This is a genomic window from Phycisphaeraceae bacterium, assembly GCA_015709595.1.
Classification (GTDB): domain Bacteria; phylum Planctomycetota; class Phycisphaerae; order Phycisphaerales; family SM1A02; genus CAADGA01.
Map to the genome: position 1 here is coordinate 23,655 of CP054178.1, position 22,690 is coordinate 46,344.

Here is a 22,690-nt window from a genome sequence, read left to right on the forward strand (position 1 = left end):
TCGGACATCGTGCGTCCCGAATCGTCTGTATTCACGGGTTGGGCGCGTCGGATCCGTTCGTCGGCTCCTGCAGCCACGGCATCAGGGATCGAATGACCTTGCCCGCCGGTTCGATCGGGTGCGACCGCAGTGCCCGCCGACGGGCCTCAAGCCAGGGCGATCCCGCGGCGGCATCTCTCCGCATTCGCTCGGCGAAACCACCGCTGCGGATGTCCGCCAGCATCGCCCGAAGCCGGTCTCGCACGTTGTGATCGACGAGACGCGGTCCGGCGTCGAAGGAACCGAACTCCGCCGTGCTGCTGATGGCCTCGTTCATACCCGAAGGTCCGCGGGCGTAGAGCAGGTCAGCCACCTGCTTGAGCTCGTGGCAGCATTCCAGATACGCCAGTTCCGGCGGGTAGCCCGCCTCCACCAGCGTCTCGAACGCCGCCAGCACCAGGGCCGTCATCCCGCCGCACAGCACCGCCTGTTCGCCGAACAGGTCGGAGACGGTTTCATCGGCGAAGGTCGTGCGGATGACCGCCGACCTTCCGGCCCCGATGCCCGTCGCCCACGCCAGGGCCAGGCGGCTCGCATCGTCGCCCGCCGACTCGCGCTCCACCGCGAGCAGACACGGGAGCCCCCGGCCCGCGCGGAAGAGCTCCCGAAGCGTCGTGCCAGGCCCCTTGGGCGCCACCATCACCACGCCGACGCCCGGCGCGGGCTCGATGAAGCGGTGATGGATGTTGAAGCCGTGGATGAAGCCGATGGTCGCACCCGGTCGCAGTCGCGGCGCAATCTGCTCGACGTAGACACGCGGCTGCACCTCGTCCGGGAGGGCGAGGATGACCAGGTCGGCCCCGGCCGCCGCATCGGGGATGGCCTGCACGACGAACCCGTCGCCCCGGGCAGTTGCCGTGCCGAGCGACTCTTCCCGCGATCCCACGACGACTTCAACCCCGCTGTCGCGCAGGTTCAGCGCGTGGGCGCGCCCCTGATTGCCGTACCCCAGCACCGCCACCGGGCGGCCGCGCAGCGGCTGAAGCGTCAGCAGCACGGCGTCGTCGGGGAGTCGCAGAATCTCAATCGCCACGGTGGTGAGAATAGCCCCGGTGCATGACGGGTGCGCCGAAGTATTCGGAATTGTCCCGTCTTCCTTCGTCCGCCAATAATCACCCAGGTGGGTGAAGCCGATACGAACGGAGTACGGCCCGGGGCAGGACGTACCGATGAACGTGCTTCGCGCCAGATTCGCACGACACGGTCTTCGCTGCACGAAGCAGCGTGTGGCGCTGCTGCGCGTGCTGGAAGGATGCACGCATCATCCCACCGCGGATGAACTGCACCAGATGCTCCGGGACGGTCCGACGCCGATGAGTCTGGCCACCGTGTACAACGCTCTGGAAGCCATGTGCCGCGCCGGACTGTGCCGCAAACTGCCCACCACGTCCGGCTCGATCCGCTACGACGCCGACATCACCGACCACCCCCATCTGCGACTTCGAGAAACCGGCTCCATCGAAGACGTGCCGCACGATCTGGGACGGCGCCTCATCCAGAATCTGCCCCAGGACATCCTCGATGAGATCGAAGACCGCATGGGGGTCCGCATCCACGGGGTGCAGGTGCAGCTGATTGGTGACCGAAGCGGAACCGCCGCGTCTGACCGCCGCTCTCCCCGTCGCATTTCCGCCTGAAGTCGATCCCGCCAGGGACCGATATCTCCACTGGCCTTGACACAACGCCAGATTGGAGATCGCCATGTCGCTTGCGATGATCGACCGTCGTCGGCACGAGCGCTTCGCCCTTCCCCCCATGTGCAACGAGGTGCGCGTGCAGCGCATCCGAAGCGGACGCATGGAGCTGCTCACCGGCTCGGCGTACGACGTAAGCGAGGGTGGACTTCGCATCGAACTGGATGACCGGCTTGAGCCGGGCGAACACGTCAACGCCACGTTGGTCCTGCCGGGAACGGGCGATGACGCGCACCCGCGCGAGGTCTACGTGGCCTGCGATGTCAAGTGGGTCAACCCCGAGGACGATGACCCCGCCATGCCGCGCATGGCGCTGGGGATCGTTCGATTCCTCGACGAACCCAGCCGCGCCCGGCTGCTCACGTTCCTGGGCGCCAGACCGGCCCTCCGCGCGGCGTAAGGAAGTCCACACACCCCGTGCGGTTCCCTCGCGGAGCTCGCAATGAAGCGCGTGAAGCGAATGATGCAGTCCCGCATCCGGGGACGGGTGTGCCGACGCCCGTGCTGGCTCCAGACCTGATGATCGTCCGTTGAACAGGACGCCTCTCCACAGAGCAGGCCCTGCGGCGTACACTCAGGAAGCCAAGGAATGCCCGATGCTCTTGTCACACCCCACACTGTCGCATCCCGCTGGCGTTCAACGACGCCCGCTGCGACTTCGGTCGATCACTTGTTCATGCGCCGCCGTTCTCACGATCATCTCGTGCGGCTGCTCCAAGCCGCTCAACAATCTCGACCCAGCCATCGGGGCGGGCGAACCGGTGCTCACGCCCGGCGCCGCGGCGTCGCCTTCGCTGGAAGGCCTGTCGCGCGACCACTGGCCTCACACAGCCGTCCACTGGACGGACGGGCGGGTGGCGCACGACGCATCCATGCCGGTGTCGCTCGCATCGTGCCGGAGCACGCCGCGCCAGGTCGGCACGTTCCCCACGATCGATTCGGTGTCGGACGAATCCACCCATCGCCGTCAGCGGGCCGCCGAGGGTCTGCTCGCGCCCGTGCATGGCCTGGGCATGATCGCGCTGTCGCCGTGGGAGATCGTCAAGGGTCGTGCGCCGTGGGTGACCGAATACTCCCCCGCTTTCTCGTACGACCGCTCTGACATGTCCCTCGGGGGCCATGACATCGGTGTCCGTCCGGCAGCCCCCGCATCACCCGAAGACGCGACTCCGCCTTCGTGGTGATGTCACCAGCGCGTTCCGAGGAGCGGCGCGTCAACAGTCAGAACCTGACCTCGATCCGCTCGTGGAATCGGAGGGCTCCACGATCGGCGATCGCGCTATTTCTTCGCCAGGGCCGGCGCTTCGGTTTTGAGATACAGGATCCGCCGGCACGAGCCGCACCGCACCAGGGTGTCCGGCTTGCCGCGAAGGAGCGAGTAGGTTTCCAGCGGCACGTGCATGTTGCACGCCGCGCAGGCGAACTCCTTGCTGCGAAGGTCGATCACCTCGAGGGCGGCCATGGGCTCGCCATCGTAGGTGTCCGCCATCTGCTCGAAGATCTTGAGCGCTTCGCCCGGCACGTGAACCACCGCGGCGGCGCGCTCTTTCTCCAGTTCGCTCAGGCGCTCGGCCACGTCGTGTCGGCGCTCCTCCAGCTCCTTCGCCGCCAGATCGCGGTGCCGGGTTCGGTCCTCCACCTGCTGCTGCAGCTCGGGCAATTGCCTGGAGAGCGTTTCGACCTGCTCCATGTCGGTCAGAATACCGTTCTCGAGCGCCGTCTTCTGCTGCTTGAGCGTGTTCACCTCGGTCAGCAGGGCGGTGTACTGCTTGTTCGTGGCGGCGTTGTTCAACTCCGTCCGCACCTTGTCGATGCGGGCGTTGAGCGACCCCGTCTCCACCTCGACGTTGGCGATCTTCGCCTTCAGCTGGCGCAGCCGCGCTTCCGCCTCGTGCAACTGTTCAAGGGCGGTCTTGAGTTTCGCTTCCTGCGCGGCCAGAAACCGCTCGGCGGACTTCACCCGTCCCGTCAGACCGCGTACCTGTGCGTCCACCCGGAACAGGTTCAGCAGATTCTCCATCAGCGTCATTGAGCGCTCCGAAACCCCGTGGGAGTCTATGCCTGACCGGCGACTTGGACGAGCGGCCCCCTCACTCCTTCACTTGATACTTCACCGACTCGCTTCCGGCTCCTGCCGACACCCTGAGCTGGCGCTGCGGTGTTTCGACAACGGGCATTCGATCGTGGCGCCATCTTCCCCAGCGGATTGCGGACGGTACACTACCGCCCGCGCATGGGGAGCCGCCCTGATGAAGCAACGACTGATCGTGGGCCTGCCGCTGGCACTGCTGTTCCTGGCGATGTTCTGGCTGGACGATCGTCTGGACGGCATGGCGGTGCCGTCGTGGCTGGAATGGCTTTTCCCAGGCCGTGCGCACCCGCCACGCGGCGTGCTGCTGTTCGTGGTGGCGCTGGTCATCACGCCCCTGGCGGCCCGCGAGCTGGCGGCGATTCTTCGGGGCGGCGGCATCGCCGCGCGCACCTGGCTGACAACCGCCGCGGCGCTGCTCGGCCTGATCCTGAGCTTCGTCATCCCCACCAAGGCGGTGGCGGGTCAGGATCTGGCCATCTCCCTGGCCATCGTACCGACCGGGCTGATCGTGGCGTTCGTCGCCTCGCTCTTCACCTTCAGCCAGAACCGCAACGTGCAGGGTGTGGCGGCGGCGGCCGGTGGCGTGGTCTTCGCCATGGTCTACCTGGGACTCATGACCGGGTTTCTTCTGGCAATCCGTCGCTGGCACTCCGCCTGGTGGATCGTCGGGATCATCGCCACCACCAAGATGTGCGACACCGGCGCCTACTTCACCGGCAAGGCCATCGGGCGGAGAAAACTCATCCCCTGGCTCAGCCCCGGCAAGACCTGGGAGGGGCTGGTGGGCGGCATCGTCGTCGCCGCGCTCACCGGAACGGGTCTGGCGGCGGCCAGTTCGTACCTGCCCTCGCCCCAGGATCATCTGCCCTGGTGGATGGGCACGATCTGCGGAGTGATCTTCGCGCTGGTGGGGCAGTTCGGCGACCTCGCCATGTCGCTCTTCAAGCGCGGCGCGGGCGTCAAGGACTCCTCTAGCATACTGCCCGGCATGGGAGGCGTGCTGGATGTGCTCGACTCGCCTCTGATGGTGGCCCCGGTGGCGTTCTGGCTGCTGGTCGTCTTCTGGTGAACGACTCGCGAGCGGCCGGTCATCGCACCTGTGAAAAGGTTCGTTCCTGCGGCGCAAGCGTGGCAAGGTTCAGGCCGCCCGCCGCATCCACGGTGAGTTCGAGGGATTGCCCCGCCCGTACCGGCTTGTAGACAACTTCGCCCTGGGCGACGCGGACGCCGTATTCGCGGGCCACATCAGGATTGGCGGCGATCTCCCAGAATCGCTTCCAGATGGCCTGCTCGAGCCGCCCCTCCGCGGAGGCGGCATACCCGGGTGGAATCGCCCCGGGTGTGTCGATGGGAAACCCATCTCGAGGCGCCATGCGGTCGGAGTAGACCCGGCGGAAGAGCACCAGCGTGCGCCCGCGGAAGGGATGCCCCAAGGCCACATCCTCGTGACTGAACTTGGCGGTCCACGTGTCGATGAAGAGGATGTCGCCGGGAATGGTGAACCGCTGGCGTGCGAGTTCGGCGCCCCGATCGTCCAGTTCGATGAAATCGAACGTCGTGTGGGTCACCTGGCCCGTTCCGTCCACGATCTGATCGGTGATGTGAACATGGGCGACCCGCCGGGAGCGCGACAGACGTTCGAGCATGGCCTCCTTCTCCGCCAGCCGCTTGGTCATGTCCGCGTTGATGGCTTCGAGTTCAGCGATCAGCCGCGCCTGCTGGCTGTCCCGCAGCATGTACATCGCCGCCAGCAGCACGCCGACGGCGATGGCGGAGATGACGACGGTTCGGAGGATGGAGGACAGCATGATGGCGCGCCGCAGGTGACATCGGCAAACATGCAGGGAGTCGGCCAATTGGCCGATAAATCCGGCGTGGAGACCGCTTACGCACGACGGTTGATGAGCACGCTGGGGGCAGCGGGGTTGTGGTTCGCGTTCGCCGCGTCGGCTGGCGGCGGGGATGGGACAGGCGTCCGGTCGGACAATGGACGCACCCGCGAAATCAGGCGATTCGACTTCGAAGAAGTGGATCGCAATCCCGTCTCCTTTCCCATCGACTTTTACCGGCTGGAGGACGGGGGGTTCGCATCCGACCCCGCCGCCGCGAGAGTGCGTGGCGGCTTTCCTCCCTTCGGAACAATGGGTTTCGCGGCTGACCAGGCCCGGTCAGGGCGATGGTCGTTCAAGTTCACGCTGGAAGGCGGCTCAATGGGAGCCGCGACCACGCCGCGATGCGCCCCGATCATTCCCGGCGGCGACTACCTGGTGACGGCGTGGGTGCGCACGGAAGGGCTGCGCCATGCCCGCGCCCGCGTCGCCGCTACGGTGTTTGACCAGCATCGACGTCCGATTCCCGGCTCGCACGTCACCGGAGAACTGCTCGACACCCGAGGCGCCTGGGCGCCGGTCGCGCTGCGCGTGCCCGCTCGGGAGGCCGAGGCCGCCATGCTTGGCGTGGAGTTGCTCCTGCTCCAGCCGGACCAGTGGTCCGGAAGGACGCGCGATCGGGACGAACCGATGCTGGAGGATCTGTCCGGGTCCGTCTGGTTTGACGACGTGGCCATCTGGCACGTTCCGCGGTTCGACGTGCGTACAACCAGCGAGCCCGGCCGCGGCAACCTGATCGTGCCGCCGGAGGAGCCAGGCCTGTTGATTCACGTCGGGGATCTCTCGGCGGAACCGCTCACGGTGAACGTGACAGTCGTGGACCTCTTCGATCGCATCGTGCATCAGGAGTCGTTCGAGGTGGCCAGCGGGCGAACCGATCGGCGCATCGCTCTTCCCGGACTGCGGTACGGGTGGTACCGAGCCACCATCGATCTGAACGCGTCCCGTGACTGGTTGGGTCGGGATGTCGTCAACTTCGGATATCTGCCTCCCGGCGCCGTGATCGGCGCCGCGGGTTCTCAACGATCGACGACGCTCGGCCTGGCCTTGGACGACGAGCCGACCATCGACGCGGCGGCGGCCGCGGCGCGCATCGCGGCGGAACTCGGCTGCACGCCGGTCATCCTGCCCGCGTGGGATGCCGCCCACAACGCCAGACGACCCAGAGAGGCGTTCGAACCCCTGCGGACCGCGGCGGAACGAATCAGTCAGGGCGGCGGCGAGGTCGTCTTCGCGCTGCCCCTCGTACCCAACGATCTGGCGTCCACCCTCGCCCTGCGGCGCGATGACGTGCTGGCCCTCTTCACCACCAATTCCGAGAGCACCCGTCCGAGCATGGAGCGGATGCTCTTCGTCCTCGGCCAGCGCGTGGCACGATGGCAGATCGGAGCCACGGGAGGCCAGGCGGCGCTGTGGCGCGACGATCTCGGCGTCATTCACGACCAGATGCACGCCACCCTGGCCCGCCTGGTGCCCGGCCCGATCGTGGTGTATCCGTGGTCCATCGAATACCCGATCAATTCCGGCGATCCGGTCTCCGCGATGTCGATGCACGTCCCGTGGAAGATTCCCCCAGCGGCGATTGGCGACCTGCTCCAGTCGTGGCCTGCGGGGACGGACATCACCCTTGTGATTGAGCCGCTTCCAGAAGGCGACTTCACCAATGACGACCGGATCACGGACCTGACGCTCCGCGTGCTCCATGCCCGGCGCGCGGGAGCGGAACGACTGGTCATCGCCCGACCATGGACGCGTCTCGCCGAGACGGATGAGCCGATGCCCGAGCCGTGGCTTCCGGCCTGGCTGGAAGTCGGGCGACGGCTCCACGGGCTTTCATTCGCAGGTGAAGTTCCCCTGGGTCGAGGACTCAACTGCTGGCTCTTCGATGGTCCTTCAGGCCCGGTGCTGGCGGTCTGGAACAACAACGCCACCGGACCGGATGCGACACTCGCCGAACAGCTGGCGGCCGGACCGGTGACGGTCATCGACCCCCTGGGCAACCGGCGGACGGTTCCACTGGAGCGAGGCGTCCATCGCGTGGCGCTCGAGGCGGGCCGACCGGTTTTCATCGGCGGGGTGGACTCGGGCCTGGCGAGATTCCGCCAGCGTTTCGCGCTGACGCCCGATTCAGCGCCATCCATGCAGCGGGAGCATCGGCATGAACTGGTGCTGGCCAACCCGTGGGGAACGACCATCTCCGGCGTGGTGCGGATCGTCGAGCCGCAGCACTGGCGGTTCACACCCACGCGCATTCCGTTCACGATCGCCGCCGGGGCCGAGGCGCGTCTGCCGTTCTCGCTCTCCTTCGGTCCGAACGAGTTGGCCGGCCCGAAGCGCATCGAGGCGGAGATCGAACTGACCTCCGGTCAGCGCAGCGCCTTCCGGGTTTCCACGTCGTTTGAACTGGGCGCGGCCGGTCTGGTGCTCGAACCGTTGTGGCGCGTGATGGGCGAACCGGGAACCTCGCCCACCGACCTGCTGATCACCGCCCACGTGACCAACACCGGCGATCAACCGGTTTCACTGGAATCCTTCGTGCGCGCCCCGGGCTATCCACGCATGAGCCGCAGCATCGCGCGACTGGGGCCCGGCGAGACCACCATCCGCACCTTCCACCTGGCCGGTGGAGCGACGACGCTGGCCGGTCAGTCCGTCATCGTGGGTCTGACGGAAGTGGACGGTCCGCTTCGCCTGAACCGCGAGATCACCCTGCCCTCCCGCATGGTCAACGATGATTCAGGCCAGGGCGCCTTGACGCGCGAGACCGGCGTTGATCCGCGGCATTGAGTCGTCGCCGACTCATTTCATGGGGACACAAGCCGGCCGATCATCGCAGCATGTCCCGCGTCGGGGTCTGGTTGAGATTCACCCTGGTCCACGTCAGGTGGGTGATGACCCACGAATCATCCGGCTGTCGCTCGATGCGGGCGATCCACGAGGTCGGGATGGCGTATCCGTAGCCGGCCTCCAGGTCGGTCACCACTGAAAAGTCCACCGTGGCCTGCGACCACGAGTCCGACCTGGCGTCACGCCGGGTCAGCGAGGCCGAGGCGATCCGGTAGCGGGTTCGCAGCAGTTCCAGCCGCGCTTGAATCACCTCGATCGACTCGCCCGGGTTGGACGGACTGCCGATCGACATGGTGGCGCGATCCGAAAAGAGGCCCCGCGCCGTCTCCACGTCGGCGTCTTCGGCGGCCTTGACCAGCGTGCGGACAACCAGCAGACCGCGCTCGGCGGGCGTTGTCACCGCCATCGACGCCGTGACGAGCAGCACCGCGAAGGCCGCCGGCGCTGCGGAGGCATGCATCAGGCGACGATCGTCCCGATGGATTCCTGTCAATCCCAGGATGGCCGTCATCCCCAGAAGGGCCAGAGCGATCGGCCAGGGGTTGTCAAGCAGGGACAGGAGCATGAGGGGCGTTGGTTGATGGTAGTCGATTGTCGGATGTCGGTTGGCGCCCGCGAGTCACGCGGAATATGGAGATGGGCACGCGGAGTCATCGAGGAGCGGACATCAGCCATTGACGCCTTGAGTGACAGGCGTCCAGACCCTCCGATCAGACCCGCCATGGCACCTTCCCATCGGTTGGGATTGCAGCGCGTCACATCCACTGTCCGATATCAGATGCTGACCGGTTGCAAGGATTGCGGCGAGCGTGACATCGGGCAACACTGCCGAAGCGTGCTCGCCCGAGGACGCATGGATGACCCTCGCCGCGCCCCCACACACATCCTCCCACTCATCGCCGCACGCATCGCCGGGTTCTGTCCCCGCCGCAACGACGCTCGAGCGCAACCTCTCGTGCCTGGGCGAGCGTCAGGCCGACCTGGCGAGGCGGCTGCGCGAGACGCAGGCGGCGAACATCGCGTTCGAGCAGGCGGCGGATGGACTCTTCACCGCCCAGCATCAGGGACGCTGGCTGGCCAGCCGACACCGCCCCCGGGCGGAAGCCGAGCGAATCGCCGCTTCGGTGGACATCGTCGAACATGCCCTGTTCGTGGTCGGCGGCTTTGGGGTGGGGCATCATGTCGCGGAGCTGGCGAGGCGGATCGACCGGACCGGGGTCATCATCGTCTACGAGCCGGACCTCGGTCTGCTGCGGGCGGTGCTGGAGCGCATCGACCACTCTGACTGGCTGCGCGGCGCACTGATCGTGTTCCTGACCGACCCGACCGATCGTGCCGCGCTGCCCCGGCGTCTGGCGGGGGCCGAATCCATCGTGGCGCAGGGCGTTGCGTTTCTTGAACATCCGGCGGATCGCGCCCGGCTGCAATCAGACCTTCCCGCGGTCGCCGACCTGGTGCGCGAGTTCGTCGCCGCCACGAAAACGACGCTCCTGACCACGCTGGTGCGGGCGGCGGACACCACGCGCAACCTGCTCGGCAACCTGGATCATTACGCACTTGGGCCCGGCATTGCGCCCCTGCGCGACGCCGCCAAGGACCGACCGGCGGTCGTCGTCTCCGCGGGCCCGTCGCTGCAACGCAATCTTGACGAACTCGCCAGGCCGGGCGTGCGCGACCGCTGCGTCATCGTCGCGGTCCAGACCGTTCTCAAGCCACTGCTGCAGGCGGGCGTGCGTCCGCACTTCGTCACCGCGCTCGACTACCACGAGATTTCCCGCCGCTTCTACGAAGGGTTGACCCCGTCCGATGTGCAGGACGTGACTTTGGTCGCCGACCCCAAGGCGCACCCGGCGATTCTCGACGCCTTCCCCGGCCGCGTGCGCTGCATGGCCAACGGCTTTCTCGACCGCGTGCTCGGACCGCTGGCGCGCGACATGGGCGCTCTGCCCGCGGGCGCCACCGTGGCGCACCTGTCGTTCTACCTGGCTCGACACCTCGGATGCAACCCCATCGCCTTGGTGGGGCAGGATCTCGGCTTCAGCGACGGGTTGTACTATGCGCGCGGCACCGCCATCGACGATGTGTGGGCGCCGGAACTCAATCCGTTCAACACCATGGAGATGATGGAGTGGTCGCGCATTGCACGGCACCGGCTGCATCTGCAGCGATTGACTGATCACGAGGGCAAGACCATTCTCTCCGACGCCCAGATGGTCGCCTACCTGCAGCAGTTTGAGCGTGATTTCGCCGAGGCGAGAGAACGGGGCGTTCGCGTCATCGACGCCAGCGAGGGCGGCGTGCGCAAGCAGCACGCAGAGTCGATGCGGCTGGCCGAACTGCTCGCCGCCCATGCCGCCACCCCCCTGCCGCACCTGCCCCCCGTGAGCGAGGACGAACGTCGCCCTGCGAACGCCGTCTCCGAGCGGTTGGCGGCCGTGCGGTGCGACGTGGCGCGCATCGCGTCGGTATCGGGTGAAACCGAGTCGATCCTGCGTGAGATACTGGAGCACCAGCGCGATGCATCGCGCATCAGCCGACTGTTCAAGCGGCTGGATGAACGGCGGCACGAGGTCGAGCGGATCTTCGAGGCCTTTGAACTGGTCAACCACGTCAATCAGATGGCCGTTTTCCGCCGCATGAAGCGTGATCGGCGCATTCATCTGTCGCGCGGCGCGGACGATCTGACGAAGCAGCGTCTGCAGCTCGAGCGCGACCTGGACAACGTGGTCTGGACGCGCGACGCCGCCAGCGAGTTGGCGGCCATGCTCGATGACGCGATCGAAACGGTCACTGGCGACGCGCGTCCCGGCGCCGCCCGTCGGCGGCACGTCACGCCGCCACGCCCGGCATCCGAACATGCGGCATCGGTCGAACTGGCCGGATCGGACGTTCGTACGCCGTCGCATGTCGCCGCCATGATCGCCATCGATCCGTCGCGGCGAGGCGGCGAGGCGTCGGCGCCCTGCGCGGCCACGCTCCACGGCCGCACCCTGCTGCAACGCACGCTGGAGCGAATCTCCCGCTCCCGGCGGCTCGATTCCATCATCCTGCTCGCGCCGATCGGCTTCGACGTGGAATCACTCCTCGACCGATCGCGAGTGACGCGACCGCTGCTCATCGAACGATGCGAGCAGTCCCCCTTCGGACCGGAGCGGGAGGCCATCGCTGCGGCGCGCCGCTGGTCTCGAACCTGCTGGCGAGGCGGAATCTCCGGAATGAGCGCCTGGGATGAGTCGATCGCCCCACAGGCGATGCACCACGTCATGGCGCAGCGCGGCGTCACGGCCGCGGTGATCGTCGCGCCGGTCTGGCCGCTGGTCGCCGTCGATGGGGAAGGCGGGATCGACTCGCTCGTCGAGCGCCATCTGCGGCATCCCAGCCAGCACAACCTGGTGTTCAGTCAGCACCCGCCGGGATTCGGCGCCTGCCTCGTGAGCGCCTCCCTGATGCGGGAGCTGGCGTTGCGCAACCGGCTGGCCACGATCGGCGCGCTCCTCGTCTATCAGCCGCGCGCTCCGCAGGGCGACCCCATCGCCCGCGACGCCAACGTGCAGATTGATCATCGCGTCCGGGGCGCGCTGGGCCACGGGTTGGTCCAGACGCCGGCTGACCGCGCCATGGTTGAGCGCCTTCCCGAGTCGCTTCTTGAGCGGGGCACGTCGGTGGAGATCGTTGAAGCACTTGAACGGGCAAGCGCCGATGTCGACCCCGCCCTGGAGCATGTGATTCTGGAGATCACGACGGCCCGAGACGACGCCGGACATTACGCGACCCTGCGCGGCGGGAGCGGCGCCATCCATCACATGTCGCTCGACGAGGCGCGGCGCGTGATCGATCAGGTCGCGGCGCGGGGCGCAACCGCGCTCACCCTCGATGGACGGGGCGATCCCCTGCTCCACCCGCGGTTCGCGGAGATCATCGAGCACGCCCGGAGCGTTGGTGTTGCCGGCGTCCACGTGCGCACAACCCTGCGGATGGACGCCTCGGCCATCGACCTGCTCGCCGCGCCGCCCATCGAGGTCGTCAGCGTTGATCTGCACGCCGATCGCGCCGCAACCTATCGCGTCATGATGGGCGATGACGGCTTCCGCCGGACCCTTGAGAATGTCGAGCGGCTGCTCCAGCACCGACGCCGTCTCACCGACCATCCCGGCAGCGCGGCGTTCTCGCTCCCCTGGGTCGTACCGCGCCTGCTCCGCTGCCGCGCGACGTACGAGGACATCGAGTCATTCTTTGACCGATGGGTCAACGCGCTGGGGTGCGCGGTGATCGAAGGCGCGCCGGCGGCGCTGCGTCACGAGGGCGAACGCACCGATTCACTGCCGTTGGCGTGGGAGTCATCGTCGCTCGCTTCCGCCGCCCCGCCCGCCAAGGTTGTTCGGCGTGAACTGCTCCGCCGCATGATGATCCGCGTGGATGGAGCAGCCCCGATCTCGGAAGTGAATGCCTGGAGTTCCCCCGTCGCGGGCAACGTGTTCGAGCAGCCATTGCATGACGTGTGGCGGGAACTGGTCGAGCAGCGAACCGCGTGGATCGACGCCCCGGCTCGACGCATCGTTCCCTTGGGAATCGACCGACCATGATCGACTCGAAGCGCGTGCTCGCGGTGGTGATCGGCCGGGCCGGCAGCAAGGGACTGCCCGGCAAGAACGCCATGCGGCTGGCGGGCCGGCCTGCTGTCGCATATTCCGTGCGGGATGCGCTGCTGGCATGCACGGTGGACCGCGTCATCGTTTCAACCGACGGCGAACCAATCGCCCAGGTCGCCCGCGAGGCGGGCGCCGAGATCATCCAGCGGCCGCCCCACCTGGCCAACGACACGGCCACGGTGGATGCCGCGGTGCGGCACGCCGTCGAAACCGCCGCAGACCCCGCCGACATCATCGTGATTCTCTACGCCAACGTACCCGTTCGTCCCGACGGGCTGATTGATCGCGCCGTTGAGCGACTTGTTGAAACGCGCGCCGACAGCGTGCAGAGTTACGCCGACGTGGGCAAGCACCACCCCTGGTGGATGGTGAAGATCGATGATGACGGCCGCGTCAGCCCGAACGTACCCAACACGGTCTACCGCCGACAGGAACTGCCCCCGCTGTTCCTTCCGGACGGCGGCGTGATCGCGGTCACGCGCCAATCGCTGTTCCGCGTCGATCCCGCCCAGCCGCACGCCTTTCTCGGCACGGACCGTCGAGGGATCATCAACCCGGCGGGGAGCGTGGTGGACATTGACTGCGAAGCGGACGCGCGGGTGGCTGAGGCGATGCTGCTCGATCGGGCCGTCCGCGCCGCGACCATTCATGCCTGATCCGTCATTTTGCCGATCGCGCAAGCCATGCGCATCGGTTCACGGGACATCGGGGTCGGGCTTCGGCCCTACGTGATCGCCGAAGTGGGCGTCAACCACGATGGTGATCCCGCACGCGCGGTTTCGCTCATTGAGGCCGCCGCCCGGGCCGGCGCCGATGCGGTCAAATTCCAGTGCTTCCGCGCCGACCTGCTGCTGAGCGGCGCAGCGCGTCTGGCCTTGTATCAGCGCGCCGCGGGGGCGCGTGATCCCTTCGACCTGCTTTCGAAGCTGGAGCTTGACGAGGCAGCGCTGTCGCAGGCGATTGATCGGGCGCATGCCCTCGACCTGCATGCGATCGTCACGGTGTTTTCCGTCGAGCTGGTCGAGTCAATGGCTCGACTGGGATGGGACGCCTTCAAGACCGCCTCGCCGGACATCATCAACAAGCCGCTCATCGACTCGCTGCTCGACCTCGGGCGGCCCCTGATCCTCAGCACCGGCGCGGCGACAGTCGCCGAGATCGAGCGCGCGCTTGGCTGGGTTCATGGCGCCGCCAACGTCGCATTGATGCAGTGCGTGAGCGCCTATCCAACGCCGGACTGCTCGGCAGCCCTGGGTGGAATTCGCGCCTTGTCGAGACTGACGGATGCTCCGATCGGCTACAGCGACCACACGAGCGCCATCGACACCGGCGCCTTGGCGGTGGCGTCAGGCGCCCGCCTGCTGGAGAAGCACCTGACGCATGACCGGGCTGCTCCCGGCCCGGATCACGCAGCGTCCCTTGATCCGGCACAGTTCGCCGAGTACGTCCGCCTGGCCCGCCGCGCGTGGGAGATGCTGGGGGCTGAAGCCAAGCTCGTCCTGCCCATTGAGGGCGACGTGCGGGAGGTTTCTCGCCAGTCCATCGTCACCGCACGAGCGATGGCGCGTGGACAGCGCCTGTCGCGCGAGGACGTCACCATCAAGCGGCCCGGCGGCGGGATCGAACCCTGGCGGCTGGAGGAACTGATCGGTCTGGTTGCGGCACGCGATCTTCCCGCGGATAGGCCGATCCTGCCGGGCGACCTATCGTGCGCGCCGGCGCCGGTCGCGTTGAGCCGGTAAGGTGCGAACGAGGCCGTCATGGACGCGGATGGATGCAGACGAATCGCGGTGGTGACCGGCTCCCGGGCGGAGTTCGGGCTGCTGCGTCCACTGATGCGCGCCATCCGCAAGTACCGTGACCTGAAGCTTCAGACAATCGTCACCGGCACGCATCTGCTGCCGCCTCATCGCACGATGGACGAGGTCGCCTCGGAGTTCTCCGTCGACGCGACCGTGGAGATGCAGCGTCCGGGCGAGACCGGACGCTTCGCCGACGCCCGCGCCATGGGCCGGGGCGTGATCGGCATCGCCGAGCACCTGGAGCGACTGAAGCCCGACGTCGTCGTCGTGCTGGGTGACCGTATCGAGGCGTTCGCCGGCGCGGCCGCGGGATCAATCGCGGGCATTCGCGTCGCTCACATCCACGGCGGCGACCGGGCGGAAGGAATCGCCGATGAATCCATCCGTCACGCCGTCACCAAGCTGGCTCACATTCACTTCGTCGCCACGGCGCGATCGGCGGAACGTGTGATCGCCATGGGCGAGGAACCGCGGACGGTTCACCTGGTGGGGTCTCCGGCGCTGGATGATCTGCCCGGCTTTCCGCCGCTGACCGATGAGGCCTACACAGCACTCGGCTCGCCGGAGATCGTCGTCCTGCTGCATCCGCTCGGTCGAGGCGAGCGGGTGGAGCATGACATCGCTCGCGGGATCCTGAGCGCGTGCATGGATGCCGGTCGCGTCCTGGTCCTGGACCCCAACTTCGACCCGGGGCGTGAAGGGATCGTCAAGGCCATCGAGTCGCTCAAGTGCCCTCGCCGGACTCACCTGCCCAGGGCGCAATTCATCGGGTTGCTCAAACGTGTGCGGCTGATCGTGGGCAACTCCAGCGCGGGGCTGATTGAGTGTGCGGCGCTTCGGCTGCCGTGCGTCAACGTCGGCTCGCGCCAGGCGGGGCGCGAGCGGGCGGGCAACGTGTTCGACGTGGAGGACGACCGCGACGACTCCGCCGTGGCCAAGGCCGTTCTGAAGGCCCTCAACTCCCCTCGCAGCACGGGTCGCCACCCCTATGGCGAGGGACGTTCGGGGGAGCGCATGGCGTCGATCCTGGCTTCATTCGAACCGGCGGCGCATCCGCTGAACAAGCGCATTTCCTACTGATGTCGCGTTATCAGACCGGAGACGACCGGGTTCCCCGGTTCCGGGCGCCGCGCCAGGCATGGAGTTTTCCTCCGCCCTTTCCGGACATGCCGATCAAGTCGCCCGGCTGACGGGTCGATGCTGGGGACGATCCCTGGCCAGAGGACCCACGCATGTCCACCATCACGCAAGACAAGGCCGCCGTCGTCGCCTCGACGATCCAGTCGATCTCGCACATCGCCACGCTGCCCGAGATCACGCTCAAGATCATCGAGTTGGTGGAAGACCCATCGAGCACCGCGCAGGATCTGCACGCCGTCATTTCCAATGATCCGGCGCTGTGCAGCCGCATCCTCAAAGTCGTCAACAGTGCGTTCTACGGTCTGCCCCGGCAGATCGGGTCGATCAACCGGGCCATCGTGCTGCTGGGGCTGAACGCGGTGAAGAACATCGCCATCGCCGCCTCGCTGGCCAAGCTGTTCCGCGGCGGCGATCTCTGCGATCGCTTCTCGGCGCGTGACCTGTGGATGCACTCGATCGCCTCCGCCACCTGCGCCAAGCTCATCGCCGATCAGCTCAAGATGGGGCTGCCGGACGAGGCCTTCCTCGCCGGGCTGATCCACGACATCGGCATCGTGGTCGAGTTTCAGAGCGACCGTCACAAGCTGGCGGACGTCTTCGCCCGCATGACGTACGACGCCAACGGCGTGCCGCAGTCCAACATGCTGGACGTGGAGACCGAGGTGTTCGGCGCCAACCACCAGGACTTCGGCGCCGGGTTGTGCGAGGCGTGGAAGTTCCCCAAGTCGTTCGGGTTCGTCGCCGGCCATCACCACAACCCGAAGGGGCTGCCGGAGCCCAACCGCCCGCTGGCATGGGTGGTGTTCCTGGCGGATCGAATCGTCGCCGAACTGGAGCGCGGCTTCCGCGGCGACCTCGCCGACACGGGCATTCCCGCCGACGCGATGAGCGCCATCGGGCTGACCGGCGAGCACCTGAATGAGATTCGACGCCGGCTCCCCGAGGCGATCGCGGACGTGGAGGCGACCTTCTCTACGTCCGGCTGACCGCGCTGCACCTGGAACCGAGCATCCCTCGGCTGACCGGCGTCGCCTCTTCCGAGTGGTCGCGCTGCACCGCCACCCGCGTCATGCCTCTGGGTATGATGCCAGTGCATGGAAGGGACGATTCAGGTCAACTTCAACCGACTTCTGCCGATCTTTCCGCTGGCTGACGTGGTGCTGCTGCCCCACACCGTGCAGCACCTGCACATCTTCGAGAAGCGGTACCGGCAGATGATCGCCCACTGCCTCGATCAGGCGGGCCAGTTCGCCCTGGCCACCTATGCCGACGGCGACGGGCAGCCAGGCGCGGCAGAATCCGCCCGCCCGCTGCGCCCGGCGGTGTGCATCGCCCAGATCATCCAGCACCAGGCGCTGGCTGACGGACGGTACAACATTCTGGTGGTGGGTGTCTGCCGCGCCGCCATCGAGCGCATCGACGAACCGCGCGGCGAACGTCTCTACCGGCTGGCCCGGTTCTCCCTGCTGGAGAGGCCGTCCGGGCACGCTGACCTGACCGACGTGCGCGAACAACTGCGAGGGCTGCTCACCACGCCCACCCTCAGTTCCGTGCGGGGCGTGCGCGGCGTGGCCCAGTTACTCACGCGCGAAGACGTCTCCACCGAGGCGGTGCTGGAGGCCATCGGCTCCACCCTCGTCGAAGACCCGTCCGTCCGGTACGAACTGCTGGCCTCGCCCGATCCGGCGCGACGGGCCGCCATCATCCGACGTGAACTGCGCGGCATGGACCGGCTCATCCGCAGCGCCCAGTGGCAGATGCACGCCAACTGGCCGAAGTATCTGAGTTGGAACTGATCGCCAGAAACGCGGAGGAATACGAGACTTGACGATCGCCGGTCGAGGTAGGCTGACCTGCGCAGTTGTGCGCCCGGAGGCTCTCGTGACGAAGTCCATCCTGCTGCTCTGCCTGGTCGTCGTGCTTGCTGTGCTGGTCGTGTTCTATCCGTTTCTGCCGGGACAATACGACGCGTCCGCAGTGGCGCTGTCGATGTCCACGCAAGTGGCGGGGTGGATCGGGCTGGTCCTGCTGACGCCGATCGGGATGGTGTGGCTGGTTCATGAACTCCGCAGGCGCGCCGCCCTCGTTCGCAGAGAACCCGCGACCGATCGAGGCCGGGCCTTTGCGATCGCCGCGTGCGTCGCCTCGGTCGCCGTCGCGGGGGGCGCCGCCGCCATCGCGGTCGAGGAATCGGGGTTCGCGCTCGCGATCATCCTGTTGTCGTTGTGGGGCGCGATCGTTGCGCGGTGCCTCCGTTCAACGCGAGCGGGCGATGGCGGGACGCAGCGACTCCGATTCGTTCCGCTGTACTTGACTCTGCTGCCGGGGCTGATCGTGCTCGTCCGGGTGGCCTTCGTCGAACAGGCCGCCCAGTGGAGCCGAAACCGCGTGATCGCCGCCTGCGAGTCGTACATCGCGGACATCGAAGCCTACCGGGTGGCGCACGGCCGCTATCCCGACTCCGTGGCGTCGCTGAACCCAGATTACCCGACCCGCACCGTCGGCGTCGACCGCTTTCGCTACGAGCCCGCGGGCGACACCTACAACGTCTGGTTCGAGCACGTCTCGCCCCGCTTCGACGTCAACGAGATCGTCATGTTCAACCCGCGCGACGAGCAGCAGGCGACGAGCCACGACGCCGACATCCTTCAGTTCTCGCTCGAACGCCTGAACCAGACACGGGGATACTTCGCGGTGCACGAGACCGGCACGCCGCACTGGAAGGTGTTCCTGTTCGATTGAGAACCGAGGCGCGCTGGTCGATCGCAGGCCGTTGACCACGTGATTTCACAATAGCCCCGTACCGCATTGCGAGACTCGGGAGAGCAATCGGGGTGGCCGGATTTGAACCGACGACTTCCTGCTCCCAAAGCAGGCGCTCTACCAAACTGAGCTACACCCCGTGAGAGGGCTGTCGGCTTTCGGCTGTCATCTGTTGGCTGGAAGGGCGAGGGGTATCGCCTTTGCTCACCACCAGAAACGGAGAACCGAAAACCGACAACGCACCAGCGACAGCCCATCATATGCCGCTTCGCCCCACCCACTCACCGCTGCACGACGACCACGCGCTTGGATCGTCCGTGCGAGGCGTTGCCGCCGAGGATGCCCAGGTCGATCAGCACCGCGAAGACCACCACCACCAGGTACAGGCCGCTCACCGAGCCGTTCTGGTTGATGGCGAAGGCATACGCCAGCGTGGTCAGGGGCGCGAAGAAGAACCCCAGCACGGGCCAGATGGTTGTTTCGTAGGCGCGGGCCAGGTAGTCGCTGAACAGGAACACCAGCACGATGGCGAGCCGGGGCATGAACAGCGCGAGCAGACCGACGAGGCATGGCATGGCGGTAGTGTCCTCTGAAACGGCGCGGAACGCAACCACTCTTTCCATGATTCGGCAATGGTCCACCGGGCTTTCTCCCGCCTGGCCCGATGCCGTGGCGGCGTTCGGCTCCTGACTACCGGCCTTCGATGGAACGCTCGGGCGATCAGTTCATCCACGACGGCGCCGGGGCGTGTCGCTCGCCGGATCGGCTACCGGCCGCAGCATCCGCCGCCGCAACCGGCATCGGGACGAACCGTGCATTGGAGCGAGAACTCGATGGCGACGGCTTGGCCAGAGAGAGCGCTTGGCGGCGCCGGAACGGGAAGGCGTCCCCCCAACCCGTCGCGTTGCCCGCACTGTCCAATCTACCCCCGGGATCAGGCGTCTGCAAAGGTGAATCCCGGAGTTTTTCCCGGTTGGGACGCGCCGGAGGGCGTGGGAGAGGGCTGGACAACCAATCCATCAACGCCTTGGTCCCGAGGCGCGCGGCAGCAGCCGCCGCGGCTTGAGCCCTCGCCCGAATGGCCGTACCATCCGCGCGTGACCTTGGACCCATGCAGGAACCACCCGTGCCCGCGACCATCACGCTCGCCGAACTGAACCTCAACGCCTACCTGCCCATCGGGCTGCTGCTCATCATGGCCATCGTGTTCGCGGCGGTGAACATCATCGCCTCGCACGTGATCGGCCCCACCCGCCGCGGCGCCACCAAGGAGACGGCGTACGAGTCGGGCATGGAGCCGATCGACACCGCCCGCAAGCGGTTCAACGTTCGCTTCTACATCCTGGCGATGACCTTCCTCGTGTTCGACGTGGAGATCATCTTCCTCTATCCGTGGGCCCGCAGTTTCACGGAACTTCAGCCGGGCAGCGGCGAGTCGGCCCTGTTCCTCGGCCGCATCATGTTCTTCATCGGCACCTCGGTCATCGCGTACATCTACGCGTGGCGGAAGGGCGTCTTCCGGTGGGATTGAGGCCGCCGCCGGCGGCGCCTCCACGGCGGCTGCGACCTGCGCGGCAACGCCCCCGGACGGACGGGCTGCCCCGAGTGCGGGGGGCGCGAGGACCGGGGGGGCGGGAGGAGTGGGGGGGGCGGCTTCACGAAAGAGAGGAGCGGCATAACGAAAGGAAGGGATTCCGTTCTGCCGGGCAGGGATTTCGTTATGCCAGGCAGGGATTCTGTTATGCCAGGCAGGGATTTCGTGATGCGGGAGTGCGTTTTCGGGCCGCTGTGAAGGGTTTTGCAGGTATTCGGACGGAGCGCTTCAGTCGCGGCGGGGCGGCGCCGATATCAGTCGCATGGCCGGAAGGAATCCGCCCCCCATGTCGAACACGGAGCGGCAGCGGCTGTTCCGCGAGCGCTCACGCCTCGCTCACGCCTCCGCTCCCTCACGGTCGCGGCTCGCTGTCCCGCGAGCGCTCACGTCCTCGCTCACGCCTCCGCTCCCTCACGGTCGCGGCTCGCTGTCCCGCTCACGCTCACGTCCTCGCTCACGCCTCCGCTCCTCACGGTCGCGGCTCGCTGTTCCGCGAGCGCTCACGCCTCGCTCACGCCAAGGAATCCGCCCCCCATGTCGAACACGGAGCGGCAGCGGCTGTTCCGCGAGCGCTCACGCCTCGCTCACGCCTCCGCTCCCTCACGGTCGCGGCTCGCTGTCCCGCGAGCGCTCACGTCCTCGCTCACGCCTCCGCTCCCTCACGGTCGCGGCTCGCTGTCCCGCTCACGCTCACGTCCTCGCTCACGCCTCCGCTCCCTCACGGTCGCGGCTCGCTCACGTCCTCGCTCACGCCTCGCTCACGCCTCCGCTCCCTCACGGTCGCGGCTCGCTCACGTCCTCGCTCACGGTCGCGGCTCGCTGTCCCGCTCACGGTCGCGTCTCGCTGACCCGCCCGCGGCCTACTGCGGCTGCGAGAACTTTAGCCGCGACGGCTCGGTCACCATGTCCCGGGCGATGGCGGTGGTCAGGTCGAGGATGCGGACAGCGCCGTGCGGGTTGACGGTCCAGCCGTGGTCGCCGGGGCGGTGGTACGACTCGTGGGTGCCCGTGAACATGAAGAGCACGGGGATGCCCGCCCCGTAGAAGCGGGCGTGGTCGGACGGGCCCTGGCCGATGGGGTCGGCGTAGATCGTCAGTCCGCTGGCCAGCAGGTGGGGCGTGATGCGGTCGAGCAGGCCCTCGGCCGAGTGGACGCCCTGGACCATGAGTGAGTCGGTGCGCAGGCGGCCGATCATGTCGAGGTTGATCATCAGGTTGATCGAGTCGGCGTCGAGCGTGGAGTGGCGCACGTAGTGGGCGGCCCCGAGCAGGCCCATCTCCTCGCCGGAGAAGCCCATGAAGAGGATGGAACGGAGGTCGGCCCCCTCTTCGGAAGCGGCGTACATCTCGGTGAAGCGCCTGGCGAGGATCAACATGCCAGCGGTGCCGCTGGCGTTGTCATCGGCGCCGGGGTTGAGGGGGCGCGGGGCATCGGGGTTGGTCCGGCGGCCCCCGCCGCTGTAGCCGACGTGATCGAAGTGGGCGCCGATGACGACCCACTCGTTCGCCAGAGCGCCCTTGCCGCGCAGCACGCCGCCCACGTTGGCGGTGTTGAGCGTGCGCTCGCCGCGTCCGACGGTGAAGGGCTGGCGGTAGGAGACCCAGTTGCCTGCGGCGGCGGCGTTGGCTTCCGCGTCCGCCGCGGCGCCGCCCGGCTCTTCCGTCGCCGCTTCCGCCGGTTCGGGGAAGGCCGGCTCCAGCCCGTACTTCCTGAACCAGAACTCCAGGTAGTCCGCGGCCCGCTCGTTGCCGGGGGTTCCCGTGGCGCGGCCCTCGAAGTAGGGGTTGGAGAGGGTCATCACGTGCTGGTACCAGAGCCGGGCGTCGTCGCCGAGATCGGCGAGCACCTTGGCGATGTTGATGGCCGTGGCGTCCACGTCCAGCCCCGGGTCGTCCGGCTGGGTGTTCTGGAAGCCGTGGGCGTTGACGCGCCCGATGATGATCTTCTCGTGGGCGTTTTTCGGGGCTTCGGTGGCGGCCCCGGTCGCAGCCGAACCACCCGCCGGATCCTGCAACGGCCACGCCGCCATGCCGCCAAGCGCGAGGGCGCCGGAGAGAATCATGACCGTGGCGAGAGGGCGGCTGAACCATGCACGAATCGTCAGGGAACGCGGCATCGAAGGCCTCCAGACAAGGAACGGCGGACTGCACCCGATCGGACCCCCATCTTACCCATCCACG

The 22,690-nt window shown here is 67.4% G+C and carries 19 protein-coding genes and 1 tRNA gene; 13 read left to right on the forward strand and 7 right to left on the reverse strand.

Features of this window, described 5'->3' with window-relative positions; translation table 11 throughout:
* Window positions 1–31: 31 nt before the first annotated feature.
* Window positions 32–1,072: a ketol-acid reductoisomerase gene (gene ilvC / locus HRU76_00145; GenBank protein ID QOJ16103.1), complete on the reverse strand. Its 1,041-nt coding sequence runs from the start codon at window positions 1,070–1,072 to the stop codon at window positions 32–34.
* 136 nt (window positions 1,073–1,208) lie between these two features.
* On the opposite strand from ilvC, the gene HRU76_00150 reads away from it, so the two are divergent.
* From HRU76_00150 to HRU76_00160, 3 genes are all read left to right on the forward strand, one after another.
* Entirely contained in the window at window positions 1,209–1,676 is a 468-nt protein-coding gene (locus HRU76_00150; protein QOJ16104.1) for a transcriptional repressor, read from the forward strand.
* A gap of 64 nt (window positions 1,677–1,740) precedes the next feature.
* Window positions 1,741–2,133, forward strand: a complete 393-nt coding sequence (locus tag HRU76_00155; GenBank protein QOJ16105.1) for a PilZ domain-containing protein — start codon at window positions 1,741–1,743, stop codon at window positions 2,131–2,133.
* A gap of 196 nt (window positions 2,134–2,329) precedes the next feature.
* Complete coding sequence (locus HRU76_00160; protein ID QOJ16106.1) at window positions 2,330–2,917, forward strand: hypothetical protein; 588 nt, start codon at window positions 2,330–2,332, stop codon at window positions 2,915–2,917.
* A 95-nt stretch (window positions 2,918–3,012) separates the two neighbouring features.
* Here the strand turns inward: HRU76_00160 and HRU76_00165 are convergent, their stop codons facing one another.
* A complete protein-coding gene (locus HRU76_00165; protein QOJ16107.1) occupies window positions 3,013–3,762 on the reverse strand; it encodes a hypothetical protein in 750 nt (249 codons plus the stop codon).
* A gap of 301 nt (window positions 3,763–4,063) precedes the next feature.
* Between HRU76_00165 and HRU76_00170 the strand changes: the two genes are divergently transcribed.
* Window positions 4,064–4,894, forward strand: coding sequence for a phosphatidate cytidylyltransferase (locus HRU76_00170; protein ID QOJ19044.1), 831 nt, complete (start codon window positions 4,064–4,066; stop codon window positions 4,892–4,894).
* Window positions 4,895–4,913: 19 nt separating this feature from the next.
* On the opposite strand, the gene HRU76_00175 is transcribed toward HRU76_00170, so the two are convergent.
* Window positions 4,914–5,633, reverse strand: a complete 720-nt coding sequence (locus HRU76_00175; protein ID QOJ16108.1) for a hypothetical protein — start codon at window positions 5,631–5,633, stop codon at window positions 4,914–4,916.
* A 66-nt stretch (window positions 5,634–5,699) separates the two neighbouring features.
* Here HRU76_00175 and HRU76_00180 point away from each other — a divergent pair, with 66 nt between their 5' ends.
* Window positions 5,700–8,501: a hypothetical protein gene (locus tag HRU76_00180; protein ID QOJ16109.1), complete on the forward strand. Its 2,802-nt coding sequence runs from the start codon at window positions 5,700–5,702 to the stop codon at window positions 8,499–8,501.
* A 40-nt stretch (window positions 8,502–8,541) separates the two neighbouring features.
* Here the strand turns inward: HRU76_00180 and HRU76_00185 are convergent, their stop codons facing one another.
* Window positions 8,542–9,126, reverse strand: coding sequence for a hypothetical protein (locus HRU76_00185; GenBank protein ID QOJ16110.1), 585 nt, complete (start codon window positions 9,124–9,126; stop codon window positions 8,542–8,544).
* Window positions 9,127–9,418: 292 nt separating this feature from the next.
* Between HRU76_00185 and HRU76_00190 the strand changes: the two genes are divergently transcribed.
* The 7 genes from HRU76_00190 to HRU76_00220 all read left to right on the forward strand — a co-directional run bounded on the left by HRU76_00190 (window position 9,419) and on the right by HRU76_00220 (window position 18,894).
* Window positions 9,419–13,144 (forward strand): DUF115 domain-containing protein, encoded by a 3,726-nt coding sequence (locus HRU76_00190; GenBank protein ID QOJ16111.1) that lies wholly within the window; start codon window positions 9,419–9,421, stop codon window positions 13,142–13,144.
* On the forward strand, window positions 13,141–13,866 hold the full coding sequence (locus tag HRU76_00195; protein ID QOJ16112.1) for an acylneuraminate cytidylyltransferase family protein: 726 nt from the start codon (window positions 13,141–13,143) through the stop codon (window positions 13,864–13,866). Before HRU76_00190 ends, HRU76_00195 begins: the two co-directional genes overlap by 4 nt.
* Before the next feature lie 27 nt (window positions 13,867–13,893).
* Window positions 13,894–14,952 carry an N-acetylneuraminate synthase family protein gene (locus HRU76_00200; GenBank protein QOJ16113.1) on the forward strand — a complete coding sequence of 353 codons (1,059 nt, stop codon included), beginning with the start codon at window positions 13,894–13,896 and terminating at the stop codon, window positions 14,950–14,952.
* 18 nt (window positions 14,953–14,970) lie between these two features.
* Window positions 14,971–16,092 (forward strand): UDP-N-acetylglucosamine 2-epimerase (hydrolyzing), encoded by a 1,122-nt coding sequence (gene neuC / locus HRU76_00205; GenBank protein QOJ16114.1) that lies wholly within the window; start codon window positions 14,971–14,973, stop codon window positions 16,090–16,092.
* A gap of 152 nt (window positions 16,093–16,244) precedes the next feature.
* Entirely contained in the window at window positions 16,245–17,138 is an 894-nt protein-coding gene (locus HRU76_00210; protein ID QOJ16115.1) for an HDOD domain-containing protein, read from the forward strand.
* 108 nt (window positions 17,139–17,246) lie between these two features.
* Window positions 17,247–17,948 (forward strand): LON peptidase substrate-binding domain-containing protein, encoded by a 702-nt coding sequence (locus tag HRU76_00215; GenBank protein QOJ16116.1) that lies wholly within the window; start codon window positions 17,247–17,249, stop codon window positions 17,946–17,948.
* A gap of 85 nt (window positions 17,949–18,033) precedes the next feature.
* On the forward strand, window positions 18,034–18,894 hold the full coding sequence (locus HRU76_00220; GenBank protein QOJ16117.1) for a hypothetical protein: 861 nt from the start codon (window positions 18,034–18,036) through the stop codon (window positions 18,892–18,894).
* A gap of 87 nt (window positions 18,895–18,981) precedes the next feature.
* Here the strand turns inward: HRU76_00220 and HRU76_00225 are convergent.
* Window positions 18,982–19,055: transfer RNA gene (locus tag HRU76_00225), tRNA-Pro, on the reverse strand.
* Window positions 19,056–19,196: 141 nt separating this feature from the next.
* On the reverse strand, window positions 19,197–19,490 hold the full coding sequence (locus HRU76_00230) for a hypothetical protein (GenBank protein QOJ16118.1): 294 nt from the start codon (window positions 19,488–19,490) through the stop codon (window positions 19,197–19,199).
* Window positions 19,491–20,041: 551 nt separating this feature from the next.
* On the opposite strand from HRU76_00230, the gene ndhC reads away from it, so the two are divergent.
* Window positions 20,042–20,446 (forward strand): NADH-quinone oxidoreductase subunit A, encoded by a 405-nt coding sequence (ndhC, locus tag HRU76_00235; protein ID QOJ16119.1) that lies wholly within the window; start codon window positions 20,042–20,044, stop codon window positions 20,444–20,446.
* Between the two features lie 923 nt (window positions 20,447–21,369).
* Here the strand turns inward: ndhC and HRU76_00240 are convergent.
* Window positions 21,370–22,626, reverse strand: coding sequence for a M28 family peptidase (locus tag HRU76_00240; GenBank protein ID QOJ16120.1), 1,257 nt, complete (start codon window positions 22,624–22,626; stop codon window positions 21,370–21,372).
* Between the last annotated feature and the right edge of the window lie 64 nt (window positions 22,627–22,690).